This is a genomic window from Roseibium alexandrii DFL-11, assembly GCF_000158095.2.
Taxonomy (GTDB): Bacteria; Pseudomonadota; Alphaproteobacteria; order Rhizobiales; family Stappiaceae; genus Roseibium; species Roseibium alexandrii.
Window position 1 is genome coordinate 2912285 of sequence record NZ_CM011002.1, and the last position, 26316, is coordinate 2938600.

A 26316-nucleotide genomic window follows, 5' to 3' on the forward strand; every position below is an offset into this window, starting at 1 on the left:
CGCATAGGTCAGTTGCATGAATCGCACCCCATCCTCTGAATTTCAAATCGCCGAATCACTGGAGAGTTTTCCTGCCAGTCTCAAGGGCGGTGTGGTTGCGATTGGCAATTTTGATGGCGTGCACCGTGGTCACCGGGCCGTTCTTGACGCTGCCCTCGGACTTGGCCGCGGAACGCATCACCCGGTCTTCGCAATGAGTTTCGAACCACATCCGCGAACCGTGTTCAATCCGGCCAAGCCCGTGTTTCGGCTGACCCCACCGCCGCTCAAGACCGAAATGTTGCGCGTCTGCGGTCTTGATGGCGCGCTGATCCTGCCGTTTACAAAAGACTTCGCAGCTGTTGATGCCAACGCGTTCGTTCAAGACATTCTGATCGACACGCTCGGCATTTCCCATGCCGTTACCGGTTACGACTTTCACTTCGGCCGCGCCCGCCAGGGCACACCGGATTACTTGCGCGCGGCCGGAGCCCAGCACGGCTTTGGCGTCACAATCGTCCAGCGCGAAGAAGACGAGAATGCTGACGTGATTTCGTCCTCGCGCATCCGGGACAACCTTGCGACCGGCGACATGGCCGAAGCGAATGCCCTCCTCGGCTACCGGTGGTTTTTCGAATCGCAAGTTCAGCATGGCGACAAAAGGGGCCGGGATCTCGGCTACCCAACCGCAAATCTTCGGATGCCCGAAGATTGTCCGCTGCTGCAAGGCATCTATGCGGTCAAGGTCAAGGTCGGGGAAAACTGGTATGGCGGCGTTGCCAGTTATGGAAGACGGCCGACGTTCGACAACGGGGCAGCCCTGTTTGAAGTCTACCTGTTCGACTTCAAAGGTGACCTCTATGGCAAGACCTTGCGGGTGCACGTGGTCTCTTATCTTCGAGGTGAGGCAAAATTCGACAACGCCGAAGCGCTGATCAGCCAGATGGACCGGGACAGTGAAGAAGCGCGCGCGGCCCTGGCATCACTGCAGCCCTTGTCCGAAATCGATCTGAAACTCTTGGACTTCGCATCGTGAGACAACGGTCGCCTGCGATCGACGTCAGCGAAAATCCGTTACAGGCAATTCTTTTGATGTCCGGCGCGATGCTGATCGTGCCCGTGATGGACATCATCGCAAAATACCTTTCGTTGTCCATCCATCCACTGGAAGTCACGTTTGGCCGGTTTGTCTTTCAGTTTCTGGTCAGCTTGGTGTTTGCGCTGATCTTGTTGCGCTTGCCACGCCCTGGCGGACAGCAACCCTTCGTGAATTTTCTGCGCGGGATTTTGCTGGCCTCGGCGTCGTTGTGCTTCTTCATCGCGGTGAAGTACATGTCGGTCGCCACAGCCATCTCGATCTTTTTTGTCGAGCCGATGATCCTGACGATCCTTGCAGCGCTCATCTTGAAAGAACCCGTCGGCCCCCGGCGGATCGGCGGGATCGCTCTTGGTCTTGCTGGCGCGCTCATTATCTTGCGGCCGAACCTTGCTGAGATCGGCCTCGTGAGCCTATTGCCGGTCGCAACGGCCGTGCTGTTTTCGTTCTATCTGCTTCTCAACCGACTGTACCCCGTTCGGGATGATCTGCTGACGATCCAACTGAGTGCCGGTCTGGCTGGGAGCCTTTATCTGGGTGCGATACTTATCGTGGCCACCACGTTTGACGTGGGCGATGTCGTCTTCGTCTGGCCGAATGCTTGGCAAGCAGGGCTTTTGGCATTGATTGGCCTGATATCCTTCTGCGCCCATGGACTGGTGGTGGCCGCGTTCCAACGTGGCAGCGCAAGCCTGCTCGCACCTCTACAGTACCTGGAAATCGTAAGCGCGACCTTGTTCGGGTTTCTGGTATTTGCCGATTTCCCGGATTTGCTCACATGGGTCGGCATCGGCCTGATTGTCGGCAGCGGTCTTTACATCACGCACCGGGAGCGGGTGAGGAAACAGGCGGCCGGATAGTACCCGCAACGCCTGCCCGACCATGTTCCCATTGTTTGTAGTAGCGATGCGTCAGGAACATGGTCAATAGAACCGGAGCGCTGGCCAGTGGGACCCCCGTGTGTTCCGCAATTACGCGGGCTAACAGGGTCAGGAGCACGATCAAAACGTACAGAGACGTATCAAAGGGCATCAGATTGCCGTCAACCGCATGGCGCGCGAGAAACAGAATCGGGACAGCCAGAATAACGTACTCGTAAGTGAGCATGTAAGGAGACGCCAGAAGGCTCGCAGCGACAAGGCCTGCCGCTTTTAATTCGAATGGCGCGTCACTCCACCAAAGACGCACGACCCAAACAAGGCAGCCTGCTGCGAACAAAAGCTGAGCCAGCATCGCGGGTTGATCCGGCAACCCGATTATCCTCAGACCAGTATAGATCGACAAATACTTCCAATGCCCGACGAGCTCTTGATCGAGGAGTGTTGCGGCAAATTTGCTCTGCTCCAAGAACGCCAGCCAAATCTCCGGCCCGAATGCCAACGCCGGTAGCGCAGCGAATACCACCGTGGTCACTCCGGCAGTAATAAAGGTTGTCCAATAACGCCCAGCCAAAAGAGCAAATGGTATGAGAACACCGATCTGCGGCTTATAGGTCATGCAGCCAATCAAGATGCCGGCCAAGATGTAGCGTTTCCCGCCAAGCGCAGCGAGTGCCCCACCGAACAACGCAGCCGTCAGAAAACTGTTTTGGCCATGGATCAGAACGCCCAGAACGCCGGGGAATGCGCAGGCAATCAGTGCGCCTTTCCAGCCACCCCAAATAATACGTCCTACGAGTGCCAACGCGCCCAAGGTCAAGGAAAAGAACAGGATATGCGACAGCCAGTTCGGGAGAAGCCCGAACGGTACCATGGCAAGCAGGTAGGTCGGCGGATACAAGAACGGTAGATAACCGTATTCCGCAACAAAGTTCTCAGCGACCAACCGGAACGCATCGTTGTCATAGACGTCGAACGGTGTCCCCGCCAATACAGTCACGGCCGCAAGCCAATAGCAAATGTAATCTCCAAGGAGAAACAGGCCGTGCACGGCGTCGCGGTAATGGGCCTCTTGAATGTGATACCCCAACATTCCTACGAGATAGAATATCGGGCCAAGCCGCAAAAACACATCGATCCGGTCCGGTGTCAGGATCGTCTCAAGGTGTTTCAACTTTTCCATGCGGGCTACCGTACCGTTCGAGCTTCAGTTCCACTTCGCACAGATATGCCCATCAATTCTTGCAGAACCGCTAATTTTGACATGCCTGTGTTGGATCCATGGATGCGGAAACAGCCGTGCCTTTGATCAAATCCCCTGCCCCTCTTTATTCCTTGCCGAACTGCTGCTATGTCCCATGCCATGCAAAAACAGGTTGTCTTCCGCCCCCGGACGAAGGTGGCGTACATCAAGCGAATTACCGGCCCGGCCCTCGGCTGACGCAAGTGCGGCGCCAGGGACCGGGATAAACCTCGTTCGACTGCCGTCATCATGCCGGCAGACATTTCATGAAAATTGACTGCGGGCCTCGTCCCGCTGACCGGATCGACCACCGATGACCGACGCTCCAAAACGCGACTATTCTGAAACGCTAAATCTGCCGAAAACCGAATTCCCGATGCGGGCCGGCCTTCCCAAGAAAGAACCGGAGATCCTGGCGCGCTGGGAAAAGCTGAACATCTACAAGACGCTGCGGGATCAATCTGCCGGCCGGGACAAATTCATCCTGCATGACGGCCCTCCTTACGCAAACGGCAACATCCATATCGGACATGCGCTGAACAAGACCCTGAAAGACATCGTCACCCGGTCGATGCAAATGATGGGCTATGACAGCAACTATGTTCCGGGCTGGGACTGCCATGGTCTCCCGATCGAATGGAAGATCGAGGAGCAATACCGCGCCAAAGGCAAGAACAAGGACGAAGTGCCGATAAACGAGTTCCGCAAAGAATGCCGGGACTTCGCCGATCACTGGATCGGGGTGCAACGCGAGGAGTTCAAACGTCTCGGTATCGAAGGCGACTGGGACAATCCCTACCTGACCATGCGCTTTGAAAGCGAAGCGGTCATTGCCCAGGAACTGATGAAATTCGCCCTGTCTGGCCAGCTTTATCGCGGCTCCAAACCGGTGATGTGGTCCGTTGTCGAAAAGACAGCGCTGGCAGAGGCTGAAATCGAATACCACGATTATCAGTCAGACCAGATCTGGGTGAAGTTCCCAATCGTTGAGGCCGGTGGCACCGATGAAGCAGCGGCCGAGCAGCTGCTCGACGCTTCGGTTGTTATCTGGACGACCACCCCGTGGACCATCCCTGGCAACCGCGCCGTGTGCTTCTCGTCCCGGATCAATTACGGTCTTTATGAAGTCACCCAGGACGGCTTGCCGGATGACAACTGGGTGCAAAAAGGTGACCTTCTGATCCTTGCTGACGCGCTTGCTGGGGACGTCTTCACAAACGCCCGCATCGAAGACTTCAAACTGGTTCGCGCTGTCTCACCGGAGGAGATGGCTGCGCTCACGCTGGCGCACCCCTACCGTGATCTGGATCTTGGCGGCTATCAGTTCGACGTGCCGCTGCTCGACGGCGAGCATGTCACCGATGACGCCGGCACCGGTTTCGTACACACGGCTCCGGGCCATGGTGCCGACGACTTTGAAATCTGGATGGCAAACGCCAAGGACCTTGATGATCGCGGCATCGACACCGCGATCCCCTTCACAGTTGCCGATGACGGCTTCTACACCAAGGACGCCCCGGGCCTGGAGGGCAATCAGGTCATCACGCATAAAGGTGAAAAGGGTAAGGCGAACAAAGCCAACATCGAGTTCCTGAAGGATGCCGGCGCTCTGATCGGGCTTGGCCGCATGAAGCACCAGTATCCGCATTCGTGGCGCTCCAAGAAACCGATCATTTTCCGCAATACACCGCAATGGTTTGTCTATATGGACAAGACATTGTCCGGCGAAGGCGACACGCTGCGGACCCGGGCCCTCAATGCGATTGACGAAACCCGTTTCGTGCCGGTTTCCGGTCAGAACCGGCTGCGCTCGATGATCGAGAACCGCCCGGATTGGGTTCTCTCACGTCAGCGTGCCTGGGGCGTGCCAATCACGGTCTTCATCAACAAGGACACATCTGAAGTCCTCAAAGATGAGGCGGTCAATGCGCGGATCTTTGAGGCTTTTGTTCAAGAAGGTGCGGATGCCTGGTTCGCAGAGGGGGCAAAAGAACGCTTCCTCGGAAATGATCACAAGGCCGACGAGTGGAACATGGTCATGGACATCCTGGATGTCTGGTTCGATTCCGGGTCCACCCATGCCTTCTGCCTGGAAAAGCGTGAAGACCTCAACCCGCAGCGCAAGACTGCTGGCGGCAAGGATTACGTGCTCTACCTTGAAGGGTCGGACCAGCATCGCGGCTGGTTCCATTCCTCGCTTCTGGAAAGCTGCGGCACCCGGGGCCATGCACCGTATGATGCGGTCCTGACGCACGGCTTCACAATGGCCGAAGATGGCCGCAAAATGTCCAAGTCGCTTGGCAACCAGGTGTTCCCACAGGACATCATCAAGCAATATGGCGCGGACATCCTTCGTCTTTGGACAGCGTCCTGCGATTACTCGGAAGATCAGCGGATCGGTCCGGAAATCATCAAGACCAGCGTCGACAGCTACCGCAAGCTGCGGAACACACTCCGCTGGATGCTGGGCTCTCTGGCGCATGCGACCGGAGAAGAAGTTGCCCTCAGTGACATGCCGGAGCTGGAGCGCCTGATGCTGCACCGGCTTGCAGAGCTTGATGCTATGGTGCGCCAGGCCTATGCCGATTATGATTACAAGAAGATCTTCCACCAGCTGTTCACATTCATGACGGTGGAACTGTCGGCGTTCTACTTCGACATCCGCAAGGACGCGCTTTATTGCGACGCCGGGTCTTCCAATCGCCGCAAGGCCTCTCTTTATGTCATCGACGAGCTGTTCAACAGCCTGGTGACATGGATGGCGCCGATGCTGCCGTTCACAATGGACGAAACCTGGGTCTCCCGCTACGGCGAAGACACATCTGTACATCTGCAGCAGTTCCCGGCGATTCCGGCAGACTGGAAAGACGATGCGCTGGCAGAGAAGTGGGCCAAGATCAAAACGGTGCGCCGTGTGATCACCGGTGCTCTTGAGATCGAACGCCGCGAGAAGCGGATCGGCTCATCTTTGGAAGCGCATCCCGTTGTTCATGTTACCGATCCAGATCTCATGGCTGCACTGGAAGGCCGGGATATGGCTGACATTGCCATCACCAGCCAACTCACCTTGAGTTCGGATCCGGCCCCGGAAGGCGCGTTTTCGCTTGACGATACCAAGGGCGTTGCCGTCGTACCCGCTCTTGCGGAGGGCACCAAATGCGCCCGGTCCTGGAAGATCCTGCCGGAAGTCGGTACAGACCCGGATTATCCAGATGTGACGCCAAGGGACGCCGACGCGCTGCGTGAGTGGGACGCAGCGAACGTTGCCGCATAACGGATCTATGAGACCTTGATGACAAATGGCAGTGATAATTCAGATCACCCCGCAAAACCGACCTATGTCTGGGGCGGCTTAAGCTGGCTCGTTTTGACCTTCGCTGCCATTTGCCTAATTCTGGATCAAGCAACCAAGGTCTGGTTCGTCCATGGTTTTGATCTTGCCGCAAACGGCCCGGTAAGGGTCTTACCAGTTCTGGATTTTGTTCTCGTATGGAACCGCGGCATCTCTTACGGCCTTTTCCAGCAAGACAGTGATTTGGGCCGCTGGTTGCTCGCCGGTTTCACAATTGCGGCGACGATCGCACTGTGGATTTGGTCGACCCGCGTCGATTTGAAGCTTCCGGCTCTTGCACTCGCCCTGATCATCGGCGGCGCAGTCGGAAACGGTGTAGACCGGGTGGTTTACGGAGCTGTGGTCGACTTCGTTCACTTCCACGCCGGCACGTTCTCCTGGTACGTGTTTAACCTCGCCGACGTGTGGATCGTTGCAGGTGTCGTCGGTCTCCTGTATGACAGTTTCGCAAACGGTCCAAATTCAGCCGCAAATTAGCGGTTTATAGGCTGTATCTACTATTTTCTGTTTGGCGGTGGTCAGACAGTGTCCGATTTCTTGAAGGATACGTTGTGGTGCGCACGTTCGGCGATTTCATCTCCAAAGGCCTTCTGCTCGCAGCCCTGACAGGCCTCGCAGCTTGTCAGGCAGCCGACGGAACGACTGTTGCTCCCGATACGGCTTTGGTGAACAACATCATGTCGGGCCTTGGCGCCGTCGATCCAAACAAAAAAGAGATCGAGTACAAACCACGCGCTCCGCTTGCCATGCCGGCCGACAACACAACATTGCCGTCACCGTCAACCGAAGTTGCTGGTGCAGGGTCGCAGAATTGGCCCGAACAGCGCAATGAAGATGAAATGAACGCCCTGCGGGATCGTTATGAGGTGGCCACGGACCACCGCGGTGACCTGAAGCGGCTGACACCGGAACAAATGGCAGGAATTGAAATCGTCGGTGTCGAACGTCCTGCATCGACACCCGAGCTGCGAGCCGCATCCGATCCGGACACCGCGCTTGGCCCGGGAAAACGTCTGTCGCCGGAACAAATGAAAATCGAGTCGGAGCGGTTCAATGCGCTTAAACAGCAGCAGGGCGGCACACAGACTGCTGGCGCTGCACTTCAACGGCAATATCTGATCGAGCCGCCTGCAGCGTACAGCACGCCGTCTGCCGACGCTCCGATGCCGTCTACGGAAATCGAAGTGAAAAAAGAATACGTGAAGGTGCAGCGGGACCACGAAACAAACCGTCTTGATCCGAGATGTATGGCGGGTGAGTCCAAATACTGTAACTAACTCTTCACGCCAAATTACAGACAATTAATGAGGCTTCCGATCCATTCGACCCTATATGGGGTGTTTGGGCCGGAGGCCTTTTCGTTTGGGCACACAACAGGAGCTCCCCGTGATTGGATTGCGCCAACCAATACCGATACTGAGTTTTGACCGCACCTTGCGCAGCACACTATTGGCAAGCCTTTTCTCCGCCACGCTGTTTGCCGTTCCGCTATCCGGCGTAAGCCTGTCCAAGGCAAACGCGCTAGAGGTCACCCAAGACGAAATTGTCATCGCGCCGAACCTGGAGCGGTTTGTCCTCGACAATGGGCTCGAAGTGGTTGTGATCCCTGACCGCCGGGCACCCGTGGTCACACACATGCTTTGGTACAAGGTCGGATCGGCCGATGAGCCCGAAGGTCAATCCGGTGTCGCCCACTTCCTGGAACACCTGATGTTCAAGGGAACAGAGGACCATCCGGACGGTGAGTTTTCAAAAATCATTGCTGATCGTGGCGGCCAGGAAAATGCCTTCACCAGCTATGATTACACCGCCTATTTCCAGCGTGTTGCAAAAGAACACTTGCCGCTGATGATGGAAATGGAGGCGGACCGGATGGAAAACCTCGTCCTCAGCAACGCAGTGGTTGCGCCTGAGCGGGACGTTGTTTTGGAAGAGCGTCGAGACCGGGTTGAGAGCGATCCCGGGTCACGCTTGCGGGAAGCGATGAACGCCATCACATTCGTCAATCATCCCTACGGGTCACCGATTATCGGCTGGCAGAATGAGATCGAAGCTCTCAACAAGGATGCAGCAATCGCATTCTATGACCGTTTCTACACTCCGAATAATGCCGTGCTTGTGGTAGCCGGTGACGTAGAGCCAGCAACCGTTCTGGACCTCGCACAAAACACATATGGCAAGGTCCCGCGCCGGGCAGAGCCGGGCGAGCGTCTACGTCCAGCGGAACCGCCGCTTGCCGGGGAACGGCGGATCGTGGTCACCGACCCGCGGGTTCGTCAGGAGGCGCTCTCCCACACATGGATCGTGCCGAGCCAGACAACTGGCGAGGGCCGCACACCGGAAGCGCTGGATATTCTGTCCTACGTTTTGGGCCAAGGCCCATCCAGCCGTCTTTACAAGGCCCTTGTGCTGGATGCCGGCCTCGCCACAAGTGCGGGCGCCTATTACCAGAGCACAGCCCTGAACAGCGGGCGTTTTGTTGTCTACGCTTCACCGCGACCCGGCCATACGCTGGAAGACATTGAGGAGGCTGCCGCGCAGGAACTGAGCAAGTTGCTGGAAGAGGGTGTGACCGAAGAAGAGGTAGATCGGGCAAAACGCAGCATGATCGCGAGTTCGATTTACGCTCAAGACAGCCAGACCGGCCTTGCAAGGCTCTTCGGCGCAGCCCTCACAACCGGCATGAATGTCGAAGACGTTCAGACTTGGCCAAGCCAAATCCAAGCTGTTACGCCCGAGGACGTTGTAGCGGTTGCAAGAGACTATCTGACAGCAACACCTGTGACCGGAGAACTCAGAAGCCCGCAATCAAACGCCGACACCGCCGATAAATCCGGCAAGGAGTCTTGATCATGAGATTGCAAAACGCATTTCCCGCCGCCCCTGCCCTGTTCGCATTCGTGTTTGCCGTTGTAGCCCTCGCAGTGCGTCCATCTTTTGCTGTGGAAGTGGAAAGGGTTATCAGTCCGAAGGGCATCGAAGCATGGCTGGTTGAAGACCACACCGTGCCGATCATTGCCCTTAACTTCTCTTTTGAAGGTGGCTCGGCTCAAGATCCGGCAGACAAAGCCGGTCTCACACGCCTTCTGGCCGCAACAATGGATGAGGGCGCAGGTGACCTGACCTCGGAAGACTATCAGGCACGGCTTGAGGAGCTGGCCGTGAGCGTCAACTTCAGCACCGGCAAGGACAGGTTCTTCGGCAGCATGCGCACCCTGACCCAAACGCTTCCTGAAGCGACGGAGATGCTCGCACTCGCTCTGAACGCCCCGCGGTTCGATGTTGAGCCAGTTGAGCGCATGAAAACTCAGCTTATCACACGCGCAAAGCGGAATGAGACCAATCAGGATGCCATCGCGGGACTCGCACTGTCGAAGGCTGTGTTCGGTGACCATCCGTATGCGCAACCGACGCTTGGTACACTTGAGACACTAGAGGGCCTTCAACCGGATGACTTGAAAGCGCACAAGTCCAAACTCATCGCAACGGACGGCCTCAAAATCGGAGTTGTTGGCGCGATCGATGCTGAAACCCTGAAATCAGTTCTGGATACAGTCTTTGCAGATTTGCCCGGGAAAGCCGACCTGAAGCCAATCGAAGAGCTCACCCCGCGAACCGGAGACATTGTCGAAGCGTTCCTTGATGTACCGCAGACTACGATTCTGTTGTCGCTGCCGGGTTTGAAGCGCGATGATCCGGACTATCAGGCAGCGTTTGTCATGAACCACATTCTGGGCGGTGGAACCTTCACGTCCTGGATGTATCAGGAAGTACGCGAAAAGCGCGGCCTCTCCTATGGCACGGGGACATCCCTTTCGCCATACAAGCACACAGGCGTTCTCATTGGCTCTGCCTCAACAAAAGCCGAGCGTTCAAACGAGACCGTCGACGTCATGCTGGCTCAGCTAAAACGGATGGCCGAGGAAGGACCGACAGAGCCGGAACTTGAGAGTGCCAAACGCTTTCTGACCGGCTCGTATGCACTCCGGTTTGACAGTTCCGGAAAAATCGCCCGGCAACTGGTTGCTCTTCAAAATGCCGGTCTTGGCATTGATTACTTCGACCGGCGTAACAGCGAAATCGAGGCTGTCACTCTGGACAATGTCAACCGGGTCGCGCAGCGTCTCCTAGCCGGTGTTGACCCGACAATTATCCAGGTCGGCCCCAATAGCCCGCCTGCAACCGACTGATCAGTAGGCCAGGGCTTAGACTTAAAGACAAAAAGGCGGCGGGACGTCTCCGCCGCTTTTTATTTGGAGCTTATCGTGAAGAATTTTTTGTGACGCTAAGCTTCTGGCTTTGCAACAGCGCCTTCGTCGTGCGACCGGCTCATCAAAGAAGGCTTGATAAAGGGGCCGGTCTAGCCAGCCGCTTTCTTGCGTGGTGCCGGTGTGCCTTGCAAGACTTCCGCCCGCACAGGCCGCGGCGGTGAGAAGAGGTTGCCCTGGGCCAGTTTGACGTCGAAGTCGAGGAGCTCAAGCACCTGGGACTCGGTTTCTACGTGATCAGTGATCAGTTCCATCCCGTAGCGATGCAGCAGATCCCCAAAATCGGCCGGGTGAATGTGACCGTGATTGGTTTCCCGCCGGCCAATCAGATAATCCGCATTCAACTTGCCATACTTAAAGCCACGGCCCGCCAGGCTGTTGAAGTCCATTCTCATGTCATCAATCTGATCAACAGAGAAACGGAAACCGGATTCATAAAGCGCCGCAAGGCTTTCCAGCTCAACTGCACTCATCTGAGCAATGTCGGATTGCGAGAACTCGAAAATCAGGGCGTCTGAGAACTCACGGTTGGACCGGACGAACTCCAGGAAGCCGGGGAAGAAGGTCTTGTCCGACAAGGACAACGAAGAGATGTTGCAGAACAGGACAGCGTTGCGATTGCGCGACATCAGCCTGCGGATAACCTGAACCGACCGGAACAGAAGCAAGTTGTCGATGCGGGCGATGTGTCCGGAGCGAACGGCTTCGGGCATGAAGGCTTGCGCCTCAATGGAATCGCCATTGGCGTTCCGCAGGCGGGTAAACGCTTCGTAGTGCTTCACCTGACGCTGAGGCAAACTCACAATCGGTTGCAGAAAAAGCTCAACACGGTTTGCATTCAGCGCCGATGTGATGAGCTCATTCATGGCCGGGTTGGGGCCTGGATTGGTCAGGCGCTCCGCAGATGGTTCAGCCGGAAGATCGGCAAAACCTTCATCGATTTCGCGCGCACCGGCACCACCATCAGGCGCACGGCCATCGCGTGGCACGTGCACACCATAGCGACGGTCCAGCTCAGACATATCACGATGGGTCGGAACGACGCCGTCATTGTAAGGGCCAGGTTGCGGCGCTTGCGGTGGCGCGTAAGGAGCATGGTGCGGGACTGGCGCTTGCTGCGGATACTGACCCGGATGAGATTGACCTTGGCCGTTGGTCTGCGGATATCCTTGGTTTGGCTGCTGAGGCTGCTGATATTGCGGCAAACTCTGCATGGGTGGCGGAGGTGCAATGGCCTGCTGATCCTCCACCTTGGTCTCCAGGTCGGACATGGCTTCTGCCATCTGCTTGACCAGAGTGCCGAGCACTTCGACCTCTGCAAACAATGGATCGATTTCTGCCCGGGTCCGGCGCGGCATCGTATGTTCCATGCCGGTGAGACGACCTTCCAGATTGCCGACATCCTCGTCGAGATCCGTCATGCGTTCTTCGAGGCGCTCTACGGCGTCGCTCACTGCACTGCGGTCCCGCGACCGTCCGATCAGCAAATGAACGAGGATCATCGTGCACATCAGCGCTAGGGACAGAGACACGGCTTCGCCAAATGGACGGCCAAATTGGAAAACCATCACTGCCGCTGAAGACAGTGCAATGATCACCATGCATATCGCTACAAATATGGTCGCAGTTCGGCCCATTTGGTACTGAATCTACCCGATGCGAATCAAAAAAGACTGGTTAATCATGCCTTAAGACAGCGCAGCCTCCGAATCCGTAAGCTCCTGTAAAACCTGTTTTTGGCGACTTGTCCCCGACTATGCGCGCAATGCGGCTCTAAAATGACCCGCACACCAAATCAGTGCCCCGGTTTCTCCCGCGCTAGCCGCGTTAGAGGGTACCGCTTTGCCCGTTCTCCGGCAATTAGGGATTGAAATCAAATACACATGTCGTAAGATTACCTAACGTAAGCTTTTGTTCTTCAGCAGTCTCACAGGAGCAGAAAGGCGTTCAAAATGCCCATGCCGGGGCGATCATTGCGGTCGGAACCATTCGAAGAAGGTTCAACCATAACCGACATATCCCCCTCATTCCAGGGTCCACTTTTGTCGGGCGGTCAGGGCAGAACAGGCACGGCACAAGCTTCACGATCCAAGCCCGGACAAACCGACCTGCGGCCCCGAGCAGACGCTGTCCTTGGTTCTTTGAAAAACATCCTCAACAGCACGGAGTTCAAGTCAGCTCCTCAATTGCAGGCTTTCCTGCATTTCGTGGTCAATGCTGCCCTCAATGATCAGACCGAGACGCTGAAAGGGATCACAATCGCTGTCGAGGCTCTTGGACGCGATGCAAATTTCGATCCGGACAAAGATCCAATCGTCAGGGTCGAGGCGGCCCGGCTGAGATCACGGTTATCCAAATACTATGAGGGATCAGGGGCGTCAGATCAGGTGAGGATCTCAATCCCGAAGGGCGGCTATGCGCCGGCTTTTGAGTTTGCGAACATGACAGCCACACCCGGCGTCCCCACATCAGCCACCGCACAGCATGACTATCCGCCAGCGGAAAGGCTTTCAACAGCACCCACAACCTCTGATACCAGCTCGGCCTCGTCAGCACATCCAGGAATAGAAGAACTGTCAGGGCCTTACGACCTGCCAAAAACTGCTCACTTACGCTCGCCCAGTGCACGTAAACTGCTCAAAAATGCAGTGTCCCGTCCGCAAATTCCCATTGGCTGGCTGCTTGTCACAAATGCGGTTTGCTTGGCGGCCGGTTACTGGGTAGGCAGTGAATAACTTGCGCGTTTCAATGCCTTTCCGGGCAAAAACTGCATTTTGCGCTTTGTGACAACGCTTTGTTTACCCTGTTTGGCGAATTATCCCATTAGTCAATCTTTCGAGCCCCGAAGGATTATGACCAAAGCGATGGGAGTTACCCTGCGATGGGGAGTAAAGAGGGCAAGACCTTGCCTGTGATTGTACGCGTTTTGGACGCATCGTCGTCTGAAGCAGCCCGCACATCGGCAGTCTGTGCAAGATTATCGGCCGAGTGTTCTGAACCAATCCTCTACACCGATACCGCTCCCTGTCTGCAGGACCTTGCTGATAAGACCACAGACATCCTCATCATCGATCTTGAGACGATTGGCGGCGACGAAGCACTAGAGGCTTACGCGGTCCGCTGCCCCAAGGCCGTTATTCTCGCTGTCTCCTCGATGGGGTCCGTTTCCCGCGCGGTCAGTGCCATGCGCGCCGGGGCTCATGATTTCCTGACCAAGCCATTTTCTCTGGATGCACTCGCATCAAAAATCACGTTCCAACTGCAACAGCGCCGGCCCATTGCAAAGCCTTGCCAGCAAGCAACGGATAGGGCGATCCGGGTTGAGGTTGCGAACCAGGACAACCTGCCGACACCGCGCAATGCTCCTGAGCCCAAACAAGTTTTGGGTCTCGACAGGCTGATCGGCACATCCCCCGCAATGCTGGACATTCACGATCAAGTCCGGCGCATGGCACCATCACAAGCACCTGTTTTCATTACCGGTGAATCTGGAACCGGAAAGGAATTATGTGCGGCCGCAGTGCATGAACTCTCGGATCGGAACTCAGGTCGATTTGTGACCCTGAATTGCGCGGCTATTCCCCGGGATCTGATCGAGAGTGAAATCTTCGGCTACGTTCGAGGCGCTTTCACTGGTGCTGGGGACAATCGTGCCGGCGCGGCAGAACAAGCCGATGGTGGCACACTGTTCCTTGATGAAATCGGCGAGATGGATCTGCTGTTGCAGAGTAAGCTTCTGCGCTTTCTGCAAACCGGCACGTTCCAAAGACTTGGCGACACGGCCAGCCGGAAGGTAGATGCCCGGATCATATGCGCGACCAACCGTGACCCATTGACGGAAATCACCGCCGGCCGGTTCCGCGAAGACCTTTACTATCGCTTACATGTTCTGCCGGTGCACCTTCCTGCCTTACGGGAACGGCGGGAGGACATTCTGCCGTTGGCCGAAGCTTTCCTGAAACGGTACTCAGGTGAGGAACGCCGCAACTTCCGCGGTTTTGACGCAGATGCAGAAGCACGGATTGTCTCCTACGGCTGGCCGGGAAATGTCCGCCAGCTGGAGAACACGATCCGTCAGATTGTCGTTATGAATGACGGCGCTGCCGTTACTCATGACATGCTGCCTCTGGTCATTCGTGATGCGCAATCGCGCCCGAACGGCATCATCGACCTGTCGCGCGAACGGTCTCGCGTGGCTCCTGCCAGCCGGCCATTCGGTGCGATTGAACCTCTTTGGGCTCAAGAGCGCCGCATTATCGAAGATGCACTCGATGCGTTTGATGGGAACATAGCCATGGCCGCTGCGGCACTGGAGATCAGCCCGTCGACAATCTATCGCAAAAAACAATCCTGGTCCGCACGCAGCCTTTAACCGGCTATATTTACCGCAACGCACACATTTCCTTGTTTCTTGGCGGCGCTCGGTCTATATCGGCAAAATCGCTAAGAAAAGACAAGATCTAAGGGCGGCGGGGATTTACATGACGAAGCAGGCGAGCCGATTTAAGCTTGGGCGGAATTCCACTTCTCTTGCATTGGTGTTCGGGATATTCGCGGCGGCGGGCTCCGCTGTTGCTCAATCTCCTGACTACAAGGCTCCCTCCCCGGCATTCGCGGAAGCGTTGGCAGCTTTCGATGCAGCGTGGATGTCAGGCGGGCTTGCTTATTCAACTGTGACCTTCACAGACGGTCCCGGCAGCGGATATGGGAAGTATACCGCAACAGAAAACAATGTGTTTTCAGCCGGTGACACAATTGCTCTTTATGCCGAGCCTGTCGGCTACGCATTCGATCAGTCGCAAGACGGTTACACCTACAAACTTGCCGCAAGCTACCGCCTAATCAACCCATCAGGTCAGGTCTTGAGCGAACAATCTGATTTTGCTGAGTTCACCGGCACCACTCGGTCCAAGCAGCGCCAGCTTTCGGCCAGCTTGTCCTTTCAGTTCGATGGCCTTCCAGCCGGCGACTATGAACTCGAAACCAGTTTTGTGGATCAAATCGGCAATCAGACGGCCGGCTTCAAGCTTCCATTTACAATTCAGGCCGCCAACTGATCCGCAACTGCAAGGCAGCTCACAGCGCCCGAGTATCGACCACGCTGAACGCGCAGCTGGACGCAGGGATATCCAAGCGTTAACAGTGGCGTACCGATGTACCGGATCCGGTCAGAAAAACTTCTTTCCGCCATTGACAAGCCCTTCTCCGATACATAAATCCTTGGGCGTTGTTAGCACTCGCCACTAGGGAGTGCTAACCGCGGATGGGAGGGGCAATTTCTCCTATTCTCAGTAACCCAATAATCATGTCTCGCGTGCTGCCTATTGCGTGGGGCGCGCTCATGAGAGGAAACAATCTTATGGCATTTCGTCCACTTCACGACCGTGTCGTAGTTCGCCGCGTCGACTCCGAAGAGAAGACCGCTGGTGGCATCATCATCCCGGATACCGCTAAGGAAAAGCCGCAAGAAGGCGAAATCGTTGCAGTTGGCAACGGTGCGCGTGACGACAGCGGCAACGTTGTTGCTCTCGACGTCAAAGCAGGCGACCGCGTTCTGTTCGGCAAATGGTCCGGCACTGAAGTCAAAATCGACGGTGAAGACCTCCTGATCATGAAGGAATCCGACATCATGGGCGTGATCGCTTAATTCAGCGAACCGCTTTTTGATCTCAATCGCAAATTCCAGAAAAAGTGAGACGACTACATGTCTGCTAAAGAAGTAAAATTCTCGTCTGACGCACGTGAGAAAATGCTCCGTGGCGTCGACACCCTCGCAAACGCCGTTAAAGTAACTCTCGGCCCGAAAGGCCGTAACGTCGTTCTCGACAAAGCCTTCGGTGCGCCGCGGATCACCAAAGACGGTGTTTCCGTTGCCAAGGAAATCGAACTTGAAGACAAGTTCGAAAACATGGGCGCACAGATGGTGCGCGAAGTGGCTTCCAAAACCAACGACATCGCTGGTGACGGCACAACCACTGCAACTGTTCTGGCGCAGGCTATCGTAAAGGAAGGCGCCAAGGCTGTTGCTGCTGGCATGAACCCGATGGACCTGAAGCGCGGCGTCGACCTTGCTGCTTCTGCTGCTGTCAAGGCTCTGGAAGCTGCTTCCAAGCCAATCACCACTTCTGAAGAAGTTGCCCAGGTCGGAACGATCTCCGCAAACGGCGACGAGCAGGTCGGTAAAGACATTGCTGAAGCCATGCAGAAAGTTGGCAACGAAGGTGTGATCACCGTCGAAGAAGCCAAGTCTCTGGAAACCGAGCTGGAAGTCGTTGAAGGCATGCAGTTCGACCGTGGTTACCTGTCTCCGTACTTCGTGACCAACGCTGACAAGATGCTGGCAGACCTCGAAAAGCCGTTCATCCTGCTGCATGAGAAAAAACTCTCCAACCTGCAGGCCATGCTGCCGATCCTGGAAGCTGTTGTTCAGTCTTCCCGTCCGCTGCTCATCATTGCAGAAGATGTTGAAGGCGAAGCGCTGGCAACTCTCGTTGTCAACAAGCTCCGCGGCGGCCTGAAAATTGCAGCTGTCAAGGCACCTGGCTTCGGCGACCGCCGCAAGGCCATGCTTGAAGACCTCGCAATTCTGACCGGCGGCACCGTGATCTCCGAAGATCTCGGCATCAAGCTGGAAAACGTCACTCTCGACATGCTCGGCACTGCTGAGAAAGTTGCGATCACCAAGGAAACCACCACCATCGTCGATGGCGCTGGCTCTAAGGACGACATCAACGGCCGCGTTGGTCAGATCAAAGCTCAGATCGAAGAAACCACTTCCGATTACGACCGTGAGAAACTGCAAGAGCGTCTGGCGAAACTCGCTGGCGGTGTTGCCGTGATCCGCGTTGGCGGTGCGACCGAAATCGAAGTGAAAGAGAAAAAAGACCGCGTTGACGATGCTCTGAACGCAACCCGCGCTGCGGTTGAAGAAGGCATTGTCCCGGGCGGCGGCACAGCTCTGCTGCGTGCGAAGAAGGCTGTTGAGGCTCTGTCTTCCGACAACGCAGACATTGCGGCTGGCATGAAGATCGTCCTGCGCGCTCTGGAAGCTCCGATCCGTCAGATCGTTGAAAACGCTGGTGTTGAAGGCTCCATCGTTGTCGGTAAGATCCAGGAAAACAGCGACGACACCTTCGGCTTCAACGCTCAGACCGAAGAATTCGTCAACATGATCGAAGCTGGTATCATTGACCCGACCAAGGTTGTCCGTACTGCTCTGCAGGACGCAGCTTCCGTTGCCGGCCTCCTGATCACAACCGAAGCCATGGTTGCTGAGCTGCCGAAGAAAGATGCAGCACCGGCGATGCCGGGCGGCGACATGGGCGGCATGGGCGGCATGGGCTTCTAAGAAGCCCATAAAGCCGACCATCATCCTAAATGCTGAACACGCTACGGCGTGTTCAGTGGCGGCATGGGCTTCTAAGAAGCCGCAGCTCAAAAAGCTTTACGGAAAGGGCGGTCTTCGGGCCGCCCTTTTTTTAACGCCGCCCATCATTGTCAGTTTGTGCCGCCATGCGGCACGGGGGGCGGCATGGGCTTCTAAGCCAGCCACTCACAAGTCATACGGAAAGGACGGCCCTCGGGCCGCCCTTTTTGCTTTTTTCCCGGCTGTATACTGCGGAGCATACTACTGCTCACATACTGATGGCTGAGACGTCCTTGTCTTAGAACCCGCATTTGGCGGACTAACGACAATGGTGTGCAGGGCATTAGGTATGACAGTTCAAGACGACAACACTTTAAAACTGATCACCGCCAAGAACCGACTTTTCGGAACGATCGACCTCACGACACAAGCCATCGACAGCAACTACAAAAACAATCTGACACTAAAGGTCGGCCAGATACCAAGCACCTATTTCTTCAGCTCCGCATTGTTTGAAAACACCTCAACTCGCTACAGACCGTTTCACCCTCAAGGCTTTATCGCAACATCCAGTGAAATGCGCATGTATTGGGTCCTTGCAGGATATTGGAATACAATCGGAAACCTAAATAGCGCAATTTCGACGGATTTCGCACCGATTGCCCCGTCGCTTCCGGACACAAAAGCTTCGATACCGGCATTTTATGAAAGCCGGTTTTTCGTCTATGCACCCATTGGCGTCGACAAAACTGGTGTGGAGGCATCCATCCGGATGATGCAGAAACAAGCAACTCCCCTTTCGACTGATGCGCTGGTCACCATGAACCGCGATGATAAAGGCGGAGACAAAACGGCTGTCTATTACATCAATGACGGAGCTTTACAGGGGATGTTCTGGGCATCGAAACAGGGTGGCTGGAATTCGGGATCAGGTCAAAACACCAACCGGTTGTTCCCATTTGAGATTATCGATTACCCTATCCCGGAAACAGCTTTCCCGGAAGCAGCCGCACGTGGGAGCGATTTTCCGGAGGCCTTGAAAGTCGTACCGGCAAACAACCAAGTTCATTTCGGGCACTCCCTGATGACGATCGAAGCAATTGAGGCCTACTACAAGGATCCAAACAGGCTGGTCGGCTTGGACAATGTCATAACCGGTGCCGACTTGTGGACGCGCATGCTTCGACTAGGCGCCTATACCCAAAGTCTTGGATATTCGGCAAACACCAGGCCTTTTGGTGCCCAGCGCATACAATCGGGCACCAACTACCTGTCATTGACGGAAGCTGGAGACTTGAATCGCCAGAAACAGCTTGTGACAGAACTTATCGCCAATTTTGTAGATAATTAGAGCCTCCACTGGTCGAAGCCGCGGGTGGTGTCAAATATTTTCCGAACTTTCTCTTTCATTATGAGGTTTTTGAAAGCGCCTGTTAGGCAGCCCGGACCTGACCAAGGAAGTCTTCGACCTGGGAGCGCAAGTTCTTTGCATGCTCCGAGAGGTCGACAGCAACATCAAGAACTTCCTTGGCTGCATTACCCGTGTCGGAAGCCGCCTGTGCAACGTCATTGATGGTGTGACCAACCTCAGCTGTACCGGATGCAGCCTGTTGAGTGCTGTCCGCAATCTCACGGGTTGCGATACCTTGTTCGCTCACAGCACCTGAGATCGTATCTGAGATATCCTTGATCCGACCAATCGTCTGACTGATTGACTGGATCGCCTCAACGGCCTCACCTGTCGCAGACTGCATGCCCGAAATCTGTGAACCGATCTCTTCGGTTGCCTTGGCAGTTTGTGTTGCAAGGTTTTTCACCTCGGAAGCCACAACTGCAAACCCTTTCCCAGCCTCTCCAGCACGCGCTGCCTCAATGGTTGCGTTCAGCGCAAGAAGGTTCGTTTGTTCTGCGATGCCGCTGATCAGTTCGATGACTTCCCCGATCTTGCTCGCTGCGTCTGCCAATCCACGGACAGAATCGTTGGAGCGCTCCGCTTCCGCATTGGCCTGATTGGAGATTTCCGCCGATTCTGCGACCTGCCTGTTGATCTCCCCGATGGAAGCCGACATTTCTTCCGCGGCCGAGGCGGCTGTTTGTACATTCTGTGATGCGTTTTCCGCCGAAGAAGCGACGGTGTTTGCCTGTTGCTGGGTCTGTTCAGCAACGGAAGACATTGATTGCGCCGTCGATTGCATGCGGGACGAGGAATCCGTAACGGTGTCAACAATTCCCATCAGTGCAGTTTCAAACTGATCGGCAAGCGCATTCATAGCTGCCCGCTTTTCTTCCGCTGCCACGCGTTCTCGCTCAACTTTTTCTAGTTCGAGTTGTTCAACTTCGAGTGCATTCTCACGAAATACGGCGAGCGCTCGTGACATCTGCCCGATTTCATCGCGGCGGTCAGTTGCTGGCACGTCCACGTCAGAGTTTCCATCTGCAAGCGCGGTCATCGACCCAATGATCTGGACAATTGGGCGCGAAATCATGCGTGAAATAAACCAGTTCGCAACCAGTCCAACCAGAGCGACCAGGGTCACGGTCAGCAGAAACAATTGCATAGCTTCTTGCGCGCCATTAAGAGTCGCGTCGGTTGCCTCAACCCTCAGACCGTCAACAACGGTCTTCAACTTATCAACATCACCAACGAGTTCGGCGTGAAGTTGCGTCGCATCATTCATGAAGATACTTGCAGTTGCGACATCCAGGGTTGCCATATCGGCCGTCCCGAGGGCGGATTCTGAGTACTCTTTGGCGTGCTTGATCGCCCCTTCTTGGAGCTCTGCCAGATCGGCGTTGTTCAGCTTGGACAAGTCCAAAGCTTCAAAGTCTGTAACAATCGCCTTGAGTTGTGCCGTTGACTGTTCGAACTTGGAATTGATTTTGTCCATGTCCGATTCATTTTGCGCTGTTGTCATCAAATCATAGAGGGACAGCTGAGCGCTCGAAAGGTTTTCCTTTACACGGTTCATGTCCGCAAAGGCTTTGATTTGAACATGGCTCAGATTTTCAACGGCAGCGCGTTGCTGATCGATCGCCATGAAGGAAATAACAGAAACAATTCCCAATCCTACCAATAGGATGACCGGTGTGACGAACATCTTTTTTGCTAAAGCAAGGTTGGCGAACCAGTTCATTTTTCCATCCAATATTATATTCTAATTGAAGGCCGATGGCCGAAACGGCCATCGGTATCATTTGGTTGGCTAAGCCGAGCAGTGGCGAGCCTTACTTGTAGATGCCAACGCCGCAGATGTGATCGCCAGCGGACTTAACGACCGACGACTTTGGCTCGATTTTCTTCGAAACCGGGTTCGGCCAACGGTAGTCAACCCAGCCGCCACCCGATTTGCCTGTGCTCACAAGTTCCATCACGAACTCTTTGCCATCGGCGTCCTTGAGACCCGACAGGTCACGACCAATAAGCTTCGCGTTCGCCCCGTGAGCAACCGTTACTCCCGCATCATCGAAGCAGAAAACGTAGAGATCCCGATCTTGCCAACCCTTATCGGTAGCTGAAAAATCTGCGAGTGCCGTATCCGCCCCAGCAGATTGGTAATGAGCCACAGCTTTATCCAGCATTGCTGTTGCTTCATCTGCTGAGCCGCGATCTGCTGCGAATGCTGTGGTGGACCCAGCCATCGAAAGTCCGGTAATCAGGAGTACCGCAATTTTTGATTTGATCATTCCCTAATCTCCTCCTGAGACATCATCAAAGATGCTCTCAAAAGAAGAGAGAAAACCTAATATTCGGATAATGGAATTAATTGGAGTTGATACCGAGCAAGTAACCAAAATCTATTTTTGGTTTAGTTGAAATATACAAACAACCTAATTTGAGGAATTTATTTTGCACCGCACAACAAATTTCCTCTTTCCAAATTTCTATTCAAAAAATTTCCAATATACAACCTTTAGATGTAAAAGCATTGTTATGCTGACCTGTCCCCGCTCTTTACGGCAAAGAGTTTTTTCTTCCAATTACCATTGAATCTCAGAACGAATAACTCCTTAAACTCACCTAGCGATACTTTCAAATCCCAATTATTTCAAGGGCATCTCTTGCAAACACCCGGGGCAGGACACAACCAAGATTGAGGGTTCATTTACAACTTGGTTTGCTGAAAAAGCGCGCCAAGCTCGTGGCAGACTAGCGCTCAAAATTCGCTAACGGATGCGCACAGTTATTCAGGTTCGGGCCAACTTTTTTCTGTTTTTTCTCTAAAAACTGAGTGCCACATGCCAAGTCGCAAGCTGGTTCCACCATCCAACAGATTCGTTTGCCGTAAATTGGGAATGCCACTAGACAGTGACCGAAGATTGTTTGATGCGAAGAGACCGCCCACATGAGTGCCGAATTTAACAATAGGCTCGAAAAACTTGAGATCGACCTAGCCCACGCCACGCACACAATCGATGAGCTGAATGGCGTTGTCGTTGAGCAAGGGAAACAGATTGACCGGTTGACCCGAAAGCTCCTCAACATGACCGATCAGGTCGAAGAGTTGATTGAAAACGTGTTGCCGGGTCACCAGATCGAAAAACCACCACACTATTGAGCTCTGACAGGCCGGTCGCGTTGTGACGAACAGACCGAACAACTCGGCTTGTCGATGACCGTTTCAGAGACATCTTGCCACTTGCGCTCAGCAGGATGGTTCGCTTACGTATAATGCGGTGCATATACACATTGTGAGTTAAACCAAGGACACTGAGATGCAGAACCTGCGCTTGACCCTGAAATCCCGTCCCGAAGGAAAGCTGGGATCGGAACACTTCGACCGTGTCGAAGAAGACATGGGACCTCTGGCAGATGGCAAGGCGCGCGTTCGTGTCGTGTATGTCTCCCTGGACCCGGCCATGCGCGGCTGGGTGTCGCCGGACACCAAGAGTTACATTCCTCCGGTTCAACTGGGTGAGACGATGCGCTCGTTGGGTGTCGGGATTGTCGAGGAAAGCAAGTCTGACGGCTACAAAGTCGGCGATTGGGTCTCCGGCACCCCCGGGTGGACCAAGTATGTTGACGTGGCCCCCGGCGAAATCAGCGTTGTCCCGCAAATGGACCGGATCGAGCACTATATGGGCGTACTTGGCTTGCCAGGGGTGACCGCTTATCAGGGCCTGGTGATTGAAGGCCAACCGAAAGAAGGCGAAACGCTGTGTGTCACCGGTGCCGCGGGTTCTGTTGGCTCTCTTGCCGGCCAGATCGGCAAAGCGCTCGGCCTGCGTGTGATAGGAATTGCGGGGACCCAGGAAAAATGCGACTGGCTCACCAAGGAACTCGGTTTCGACGCCGCGCTCAACTACAAGACCGATGATCTGAGCAAAGGGCTTGCCGAGTTCGCACCGGACGGCATCAACTTGCATTTCGAGAATGTCGGCGGCGCGCCCTTCAAGGCAGCCTTCCGCAATATGGCCGCGCATGGCCGCATGATCTTCTGCGGGTTCATTTCCGCTTACAACGGCGATATCGATCCGGATCCGCTTGATATGACAACAATTATCCGGCGGCGTTTGATGCTCAAGGGCTTCACCATGCCGGACCATTATGCGTCCTATCCGATGCTGTTTTCAGAACTCGGCAAACTCATGATGCAGGGCAAGCTCAAGTACCGGCTTCATGTTGAGGAGGGGCTGGAAAACGCACCAGTCGTCTTCAACAAGTTGTTCGATGGCAGCAACACAGGCAAGCTGGTGGTCAAGGTCTCGGACCTCTGATCCTCTTTCGCATCTGCAGTTAGGGCCGGTGGAGCGATCCGCCGGCTTTTTCCTTTCTCTGAGCATGCTTAACCGTTTCTGGTCATCGTGAAATCTGTCGATTGATCCACCGCATGGCGGACCTCGTTAAACGGAATAGTTTGGCTGAATACGAAACAGGTTCTGCCATGCGATATTTCCGCTATTTGCTCATTTTGGCCGCTCTCGGTGCGGCTTTTTCAGCATGGAGCTGGTGGTCTGCCAGGCCCCCGAAGGTTACCGTCACTGAAGCGTTTATTGGATCGGCTGCCGACGTTGTCTATGCGACGGCCGTGGTCGAACCGGTCAATTGGGCGAAGGTCACGTCCATTCTGCGGGAACGCATCGTGTCTTTATGCGGCTGTGAGGGCATGGTCGTGCAAAAGGGCGATCAGCTGGCCGAACTCGACAGCGGCGATGCGCGGGCAGCGCTTGCCGAACTGGAAGCCCGGCAATCCCTTGCGAAATCTGAGAGTGAGCGGGCCCTGCAGTTGCTGGAGCGCCGGGTCATCAGCCAGCATCTTTATGACCGCGCGCAGAGCGAGCTTATCCAGGTCAATGCCGTCATAGCTGCGCAAACAGAACGCCTGCGGGACTATAGGATCGTCGCGCCGATGGACGGCGTCGTTTTACGGCAGGACGGGTCTGTCGGCGAGGTCGCAGAAACCGGAGACATTCTGTTCTGGATCGGCCAGCCCAAACCACTGCAACTTGTCGCGGAAGTGAATGAGGAGGACATTCCAAAAGTCGCTGCGCGCCAAACAGCGCTGGTTCGGGCGGACGCATTTCCGGGGCAAGACCTTACCGCTACCGTTTCGCGGATCACGCCCAAGGGCGATCCTGTGCTGAAGAATTACCGCGTCTATCTGGATCTTCCAAAGGACACGCCGCTTCACATCGGCATGACAACAGAAATCAACATAGTCACCCTTGAAAAGCCGGAAACGGTGTTGGTACCGGTGGCAGCTCTCGATGGTCAGCGGCTTCAGACTGTTTCCAGCAGCAATACCGTTGAGACCATCACAGTCGAAACCGGGATTACCGGAAACCGCCATGTCGAAATTCTCGATGGTCTTGCTGACGGAGATACTGTTCTCCTGCCGTTTCGCGACGATCTCTCCGATGGCCAGAAGGTGGAGCCGGTGGCCGAGGGCACACCAGAATGATCCTTCAGTTCCGCATCGCGGCGACCCATGTGCGCAACAGGCTCCGGCAAACAGTGGTCTCCACGCTTGGTGTCGCACTGGGCGTCGGGTTTTCCATTGCCATGGCCGCCCTTATGGAGGGGTCTCAACGTGACTTCATGGCAACCTTGATCGACGCCATTCCGCACGTGGAGATCAAGGACGATAAGCGCACGCCAACGGCCCAACCGGCCAGCACTGTTTATGATGCTGTTGCCTTTCGCGGTTTGCGGCCGTTGGAAGATTTGCGTGGGATCCGCAATCCAACGGAAGCTTTAGCGTCGCTGCGGGATTGGGTCGATGGCGACATCGCGCAGCGCCTGACGGGCCAGGCTGTGCTGCGCTACAGCGGTCAAGACATTGGCATGACGCTGATTGGTGTCCGCCCAAAGCAAGAGCTTCTCGTTTCCAACATTGGTGAGGATATCCGGAAGGGGGATTTTGAGGACCTCGGCACAACCTCCAACGGATTGGTTCTTGGCGACAAGGCGGCCGAACGGCTTGGTGCCGATCTTGGAGACACGGTCACGTTGACCTCAGCAAACGGGGTCGCGAAACGGTTCAAGATTGTCGGCCTGTTCCATACCGGGATCACCACTAGCGACGAAAGCCTCGCCTATGCGCCTCTCAAAGCCGTCCAGATCCTTCTGGAAAAACCCGACATCATCAACGCCATCACGATCCGGCTGAGGAACATTGATGTGGCCGTCGCCATTGCCGCACGGGCTGAACGGCAGTTAGGCTACAAGGCGATTTCCTGGGAAGAGGCCAATGAGGGTCTGATGGAGGCTTTCTTTGTCCGCAACGTGATCATGTTTACCGCTGTCGGCGGCATTCTTCTGGTCGCCGGATTCGGGATCTACAACATCATTTCAACGATCGTGCACGAAAAGGCCCGGGACATTGCCATCTTGAAATCGCTGGGGTTTCCGGAACCCGACATCCAGCAGATCTTCGTTATGGAGGGTTTGGTGATCGGTGTACTCGGAGCACTTGTCGGGTCAGCACTCGGATTTGGATTGTCGACTTACTTGGCAACAATCAAATTTGAGGTCACCACCGACATCGAAATGACCCGTCTGCCGATATACTTTTCTCATGTGCATTACGTGATCGCCAGTGGCTTGGCGCTTCTGTCAGCGGGCATTGCCGGTTTTGTACCGGCCAGAAAGGCCGCCGCGCTCAATCCTGTCGACATCATCCGGGGCGCAACCTGA

At 55.2% G+C, this 26316-nt stretch carries 21 protein-coding genes; 17 read left to right on the forward strand and 4 right to left on the reverse strand.

What is annotated here, in order from left to right:
- The first annotated feature begins 16 nt into the window (after positions 1-16).
- Together SADFL11_RS13480 and SADFL11_RS13485 are read left to right on the forward strand one after the other, a co-directional pair.
- On the forward strand, positions 17-1015 hold the full coding sequence (locus SADFL11_RS13480) for a bifunctional riboflavin kinase/FAD synthetase (RefSeq protein ID WP_008193972.1): 999 nt from the start codon (positions 17-19) through the stop codon (positions 1013-1015).
- The gene (locus SADFL11_RS13485; protein ID WP_209002595.1) at positions 1012-1935 is read left to right on the forward strand and encodes a DMT family transporter; all 924 of its coding nucleotides are present in this window, start codon (positions 1012-1014) and stop codon (positions 1933-1935) included. Before SADFL11_RS13480 ends, SADFL11_RS13485 begins: the two co-directional genes overlap by 4 nt.
- Here SADFL11_RS13485 and SADFL11_RS13490 read toward each other — a convergent pair.
- Complete coding sequence (locus SADFL11_RS13490) at positions 1895-3136, reverse strand: glycosyltransferase family 87 protein (RefSeq protein WP_008190409.1); 1242 nt, start codon at positions 3134-3136, stop codon at positions 1895-1897. The two genes, SADFL11_RS13485 and SADFL11_RS13490, sit on opposite strands and share 41 nt — an antisense overlap.
- A 373-nt stretch (positions 3137-3509) precedes the next feature.
- On the opposite strand from SADFL11_RS13490, the gene ileS reads away from it, so the two are divergent.
- The 5 genes from ileS to SADFL11_RS13515 all read left to right on the forward strand — a co-directional run bounded on the left by ileS (position 3510) and on the right by SADFL11_RS13515 (position 10738).
- Positions 3510-6470 (forward strand): isoleucine--tRNA ligase, encoded by a 2961-nt coding sequence (gene ileS, locus SADFL11_RS13495; protein WP_008196154.1) that lies wholly within the window; start codon positions 3510-3512, stop codon positions 6468-6470.
- 18 nt (positions 6471-6488) lie between these two features.
- Entirely contained in the window at positions 6489-7025 is a 537-nt protein-coding gene (gene lspA, locus SADFL11_RS13500) for a signal peptidase II (RefSeq protein WP_008194703.1), read from the forward strand.
- 74 nt (positions 7026-7099) lie between these two features.
- The gene (locus SADFL11_RS13505) at positions 7100-7825 is read left to right on the forward strand and encodes a hypothetical protein (protein WP_008191299.1); all 726 of its coding nucleotides are present in this window, start codon (positions 7100-7102) and stop codon (positions 7823-7825) included.
- Positions 7826-7880: 55 nt separating this feature from the next.
- Positions 7881-9398 carry a M16 family metallopeptidase gene (locus SADFL11_RS13510; protein ID WP_008190892.1) on the forward strand — a complete coding sequence of 506 codons (1518 nt, stop codon included), beginning with the start codon at positions 7881-7883 and terminating at the stop codon, positions 9396-9398.
- 2 nt (positions 9399-9400) lie between these two features.
- On the forward strand, positions 9401-10738 hold the full coding sequence (locus SADFL11_RS13515; protein ID WP_040451542.1) for a M16 family metallopeptidase: 1338 nt from the start codon (positions 9401-9403) through the stop codon (positions 10736-10738).
- Positions 10739-10908: 170 nt separating this feature from the next.
- Here the strand turns inward: SADFL11_RS13515 and SADFL11_RS13520 are convergent, their stop codons facing one another.
- A complete protein-coding gene (locus SADFL11_RS13520; RefSeq protein WP_008190982.1) occupies positions 10909-12417 on the reverse strand; it encodes an EAL domain-containing protein in 1509 nt (502 codons plus the stop codon).
- A 372-nt stretch (positions 12418-12789) separates the two neighbouring features.
- Here SADFL11_RS13520 and SADFL11_RS13525 point away from each other — a divergent pair, with 372 nt between their 5' ends.
- The 6 genes from SADFL11_RS13525 (at position 12790) to SADFL11_RS13550 (ending at position 19533) form a co-directional block, all read left to right on the forward strand.
- Positions 12790-13551: a hypothetical protein gene (locus SADFL11_RS13525; protein WP_209002597.1), complete on the forward strand. Its 762-nt coding sequence runs from the start codon at positions 12790-12792 to the stop codon at positions 13549-13551.
- Between the two features lie 146 nt (positions 13552-13697).
- Positions 13698-15188 (forward strand): sigma-54 dependent transcriptional regulator, encoded by a 1491-nt coding sequence (locus SADFL11_RS13530; RefSeq protein ID WP_008195924.1) that lies wholly within the window; start codon positions 13698-13700, stop codon positions 15186-15188.
- Between the two features lie 109 nt (positions 15189-15297).
- Positions 15298-15873, forward strand: a complete 576-nt coding sequence (locus SADFL11_RS13535; RefSeq protein WP_040451540.1) for a hypothetical protein — start codon at positions 15298-15300, stop codon at positions 15871-15873.
- Between the two features lie 302 nt (positions 15874-16175).
- Positions 16176-16463, forward strand: coding sequence for a co-chaperone GroES (gene groES, locus SADFL11_RS13540; RefSeq protein WP_008195263.1), 288 nt, complete (start codon positions 16176-16178; stop codon positions 16461-16463).
- Positions 16464-16520: 57 nt separating this feature from the next.
- Positions 16521-18164, forward strand: a complete 1644-nt coding sequence (groL, locus tag SADFL11_RS13545) for a chaperonin GroEL (RefSeq protein WP_040451536.1) — start codon at positions 16521-16523, stop codon at positions 18162-18164.
- Between the two features lie 367 nt (positions 18165-18531).
- Positions 18532-19533, forward strand: a complete 1002-nt coding sequence (locus SADFL11_RS13550) for a hypothetical protein (protein WP_008193690.1) — start codon at positions 18532-18534, stop codon at positions 19531-19533.
- Between the two features lie 82 nt (positions 19534-19615).
- Here the strand turns inward: SADFL11_RS13550 and SADFL11_RS13555 are convergent, their stop codons facing one another.
- Both SADFL11_RS13555 and SADFL11_RS13560 read right to left on the reverse strand, forming a co-directional pair.
- Positions 19616-21316 (reverse strand): methyl-accepting chemotaxis protein, encoded by a 1701-nt coding sequence (locus tag SADFL11_RS13555; protein WP_040451535.1) that lies wholly within the window; start codon positions 21314-21316, stop codon positions 19616-19618.
- 91 nt (positions 21317-21407) lie between these two features.
- Positions 21408-21866 (reverse strand): cache domain-containing protein, encoded by a 459-nt coding sequence (locus SADFL11_RS13560; protein WP_008191042.1) that lies wholly within the window; start codon positions 21864-21866, stop codon positions 21408-21410.
- 659 nt (positions 21867-22525) lie between these two features.
- Between SADFL11_RS13560 and SADFL11_RS13565 the strand changes: the two genes are divergently transcribed.
- The 4 genes from SADFL11_RS13565 to SADFL11_RS13580 all read left to right on the forward strand — a co-directional run bounded on the left by SADFL11_RS13565 (position 22526) and on the right by SADFL11_RS13580 (position 26316).
- Positions 22526-22738, forward strand: coding sequence for a SlyX family protein (locus tag SADFL11_RS13565; protein ID WP_008190863.1), 213 nt, complete (start codon positions 22526-22528; stop codon positions 22736-22738).
- Positions 22739-22895: 157 nt separating this feature from the next.
- On the forward strand, positions 22896-23897 hold the full coding sequence (locus tag SADFL11_RS13570) for an NADP-dependent oxidoreductase (RefSeq protein WP_008194106.1): 1002 nt from the start codon (positions 22896-22898) through the stop codon (positions 23895-23897).
- A gap of 113 nt (positions 23898-24010) precedes the next feature.
- The gene (locus SADFL11_RS13575; protein WP_008195500.1) at positions 24011-25081 is read left to right on the forward strand and encodes an efflux RND transporter periplasmic adaptor subunit; all 1071 of its coding nucleotides are present in this window, start codon (positions 24011-24013) and stop codon (positions 25079-25081) included.
- Positions 25078-26316, forward strand: a complete 1239-nt coding sequence (locus SADFL11_RS13580) for an ABC transporter permease (RefSeq protein ID WP_008191707.1) — start codon at positions 25078-25080, stop codon at positions 26314-26316. The genes SADFL11_RS13575 and SADFL11_RS13580 overlap by 4 nt, the downstream gene beginning before the upstream one ends.

Excerpts from the sequence above, each read along its gene's own strand:
- SADFL11_RS13530 (WP_008195924.1), top strand. The coding sequence starts at position 13,698 with ATGGGGAGTAAAGAGGGCAAGACCTTGCCTGTGATTGTACGCGTTTTG.
- SADFL11_RS13535 (WP_040451540.1), top strand. The coding sequence starts at position 15,298 with ATGACGAAGCAGGCGAGCCGATTTAAGCTTGGGCGGAATTCCACTTCT.
- SADFL11_RS13520 (WP_008190982.1), bottom strand. The coding sequence starts at position 12,417 with ATGGTGATCATTGCACTGTCTTCAGCGGCAGTGATGGTTTTCCAATTT.
- lspA (WP_008194703.1), top strand. The coding sequence starts at position 6,489 with ATGACAAATGGCAGTGATAATTCAGATCACCCCGCAAAACCGACCTAT.
- ileS (WP_008196154.1), top strand. The coding sequence starts at position 3,510 with ATGACCGACGCTCCAAAACGCGACTATTCTGAAACGCTAAATCTGCCG.
- SADFL11_RS13550 (WP_008193690.1), top strand. The coding sequence starts at position 18,532 with ATGACAGTTCAAGACGACAACACTTTAAAACTGATCACCGCCAAGAAC.
- SADFL11_RS13555 (WP_040451535.1), bottom strand. The coding sequence starts at position 21,316 with ATGAACTGGTTCGCCAACCTTGCTTTAGCAAAAAAGATGTTCGTCACA.
- groES (WP_008195263.1), top strand. The coding sequence starts at position 16,176 with ATGGCATTTCGTCCACTTCACGACCGTGTCGTAGTTCGCCGCGTCGAC.
- SADFL11_RS13560 (WP_008191042.1), bottom strand. The coding sequence starts at position 21,866 with ATGATCAAATCAAAAATTGCGGTACTCCTGATTACCGGACTTTCGATG.
- SADFL11_RS13565 (WP_008190863.1), top strand. The coding sequence starts at position 22,526 with ATGAGTGCCGAATTTAACAATAGGCTCGAAAAACTTGAGATCGACCTA.
- SADFL11_RS13510 (WP_008190892.1), top strand. The coding sequence starts at position 7,881 with ATGGGGTGTTTGGGCCGGAGGCCTTTTCGTTTGGGCACACAACAGGAG.
- SADFL11_RS13580 (WP_008191707.1), top strand. The coding sequence starts at position 25,078 with ATGATCCTTCAGTTCCGCATCGCGGCGACCCATGTGCGCAACAGGCTC.
- SADFL11_RS13570 (WP_008194106.1), top strand. The coding sequence starts at position 22,896 with ATGCAGAACCTGCGCTTGACCCTGAAATCCCGTCCCGAAGGAAAGCTG.
- SADFL11_RS13515 (WP_040451542.1), top strand. The coding sequence starts at position 9,401 with ATGAGATTGCAAAACGCATTTCCCGCCGCCCCTGCCCTGTTCGCATTC.
- SADFL11_RS13490 (WP_008190409.1), bottom strand. The coding sequence starts at position 3,136 with ATGGAAAAGTTGAAACACCTTGAGACGATCCTGACACCGGACCGGATC.
- groL (WP_040451536.1), top strand. The coding sequence starts at position 16,521 with ATGTCTGCTAAAGAAGTAAAATTCTCGTCTGACGCACGTGAGAAAATG.
- SADFL11_RS13480 (WP_008193972.1), top strand. The coding sequence starts at position 17 with ATGAATCGCACCCCATCCTCTGAATTTCAAATCGCCGAATCACTGGAG.
- SADFL11_RS13575 (WP_008195500.1), top strand. The coding sequence starts at position 24,011 with ATGGCGGACCTCGTTAAACGGAATAGTTTGGCTGAATACGAAACAGGT.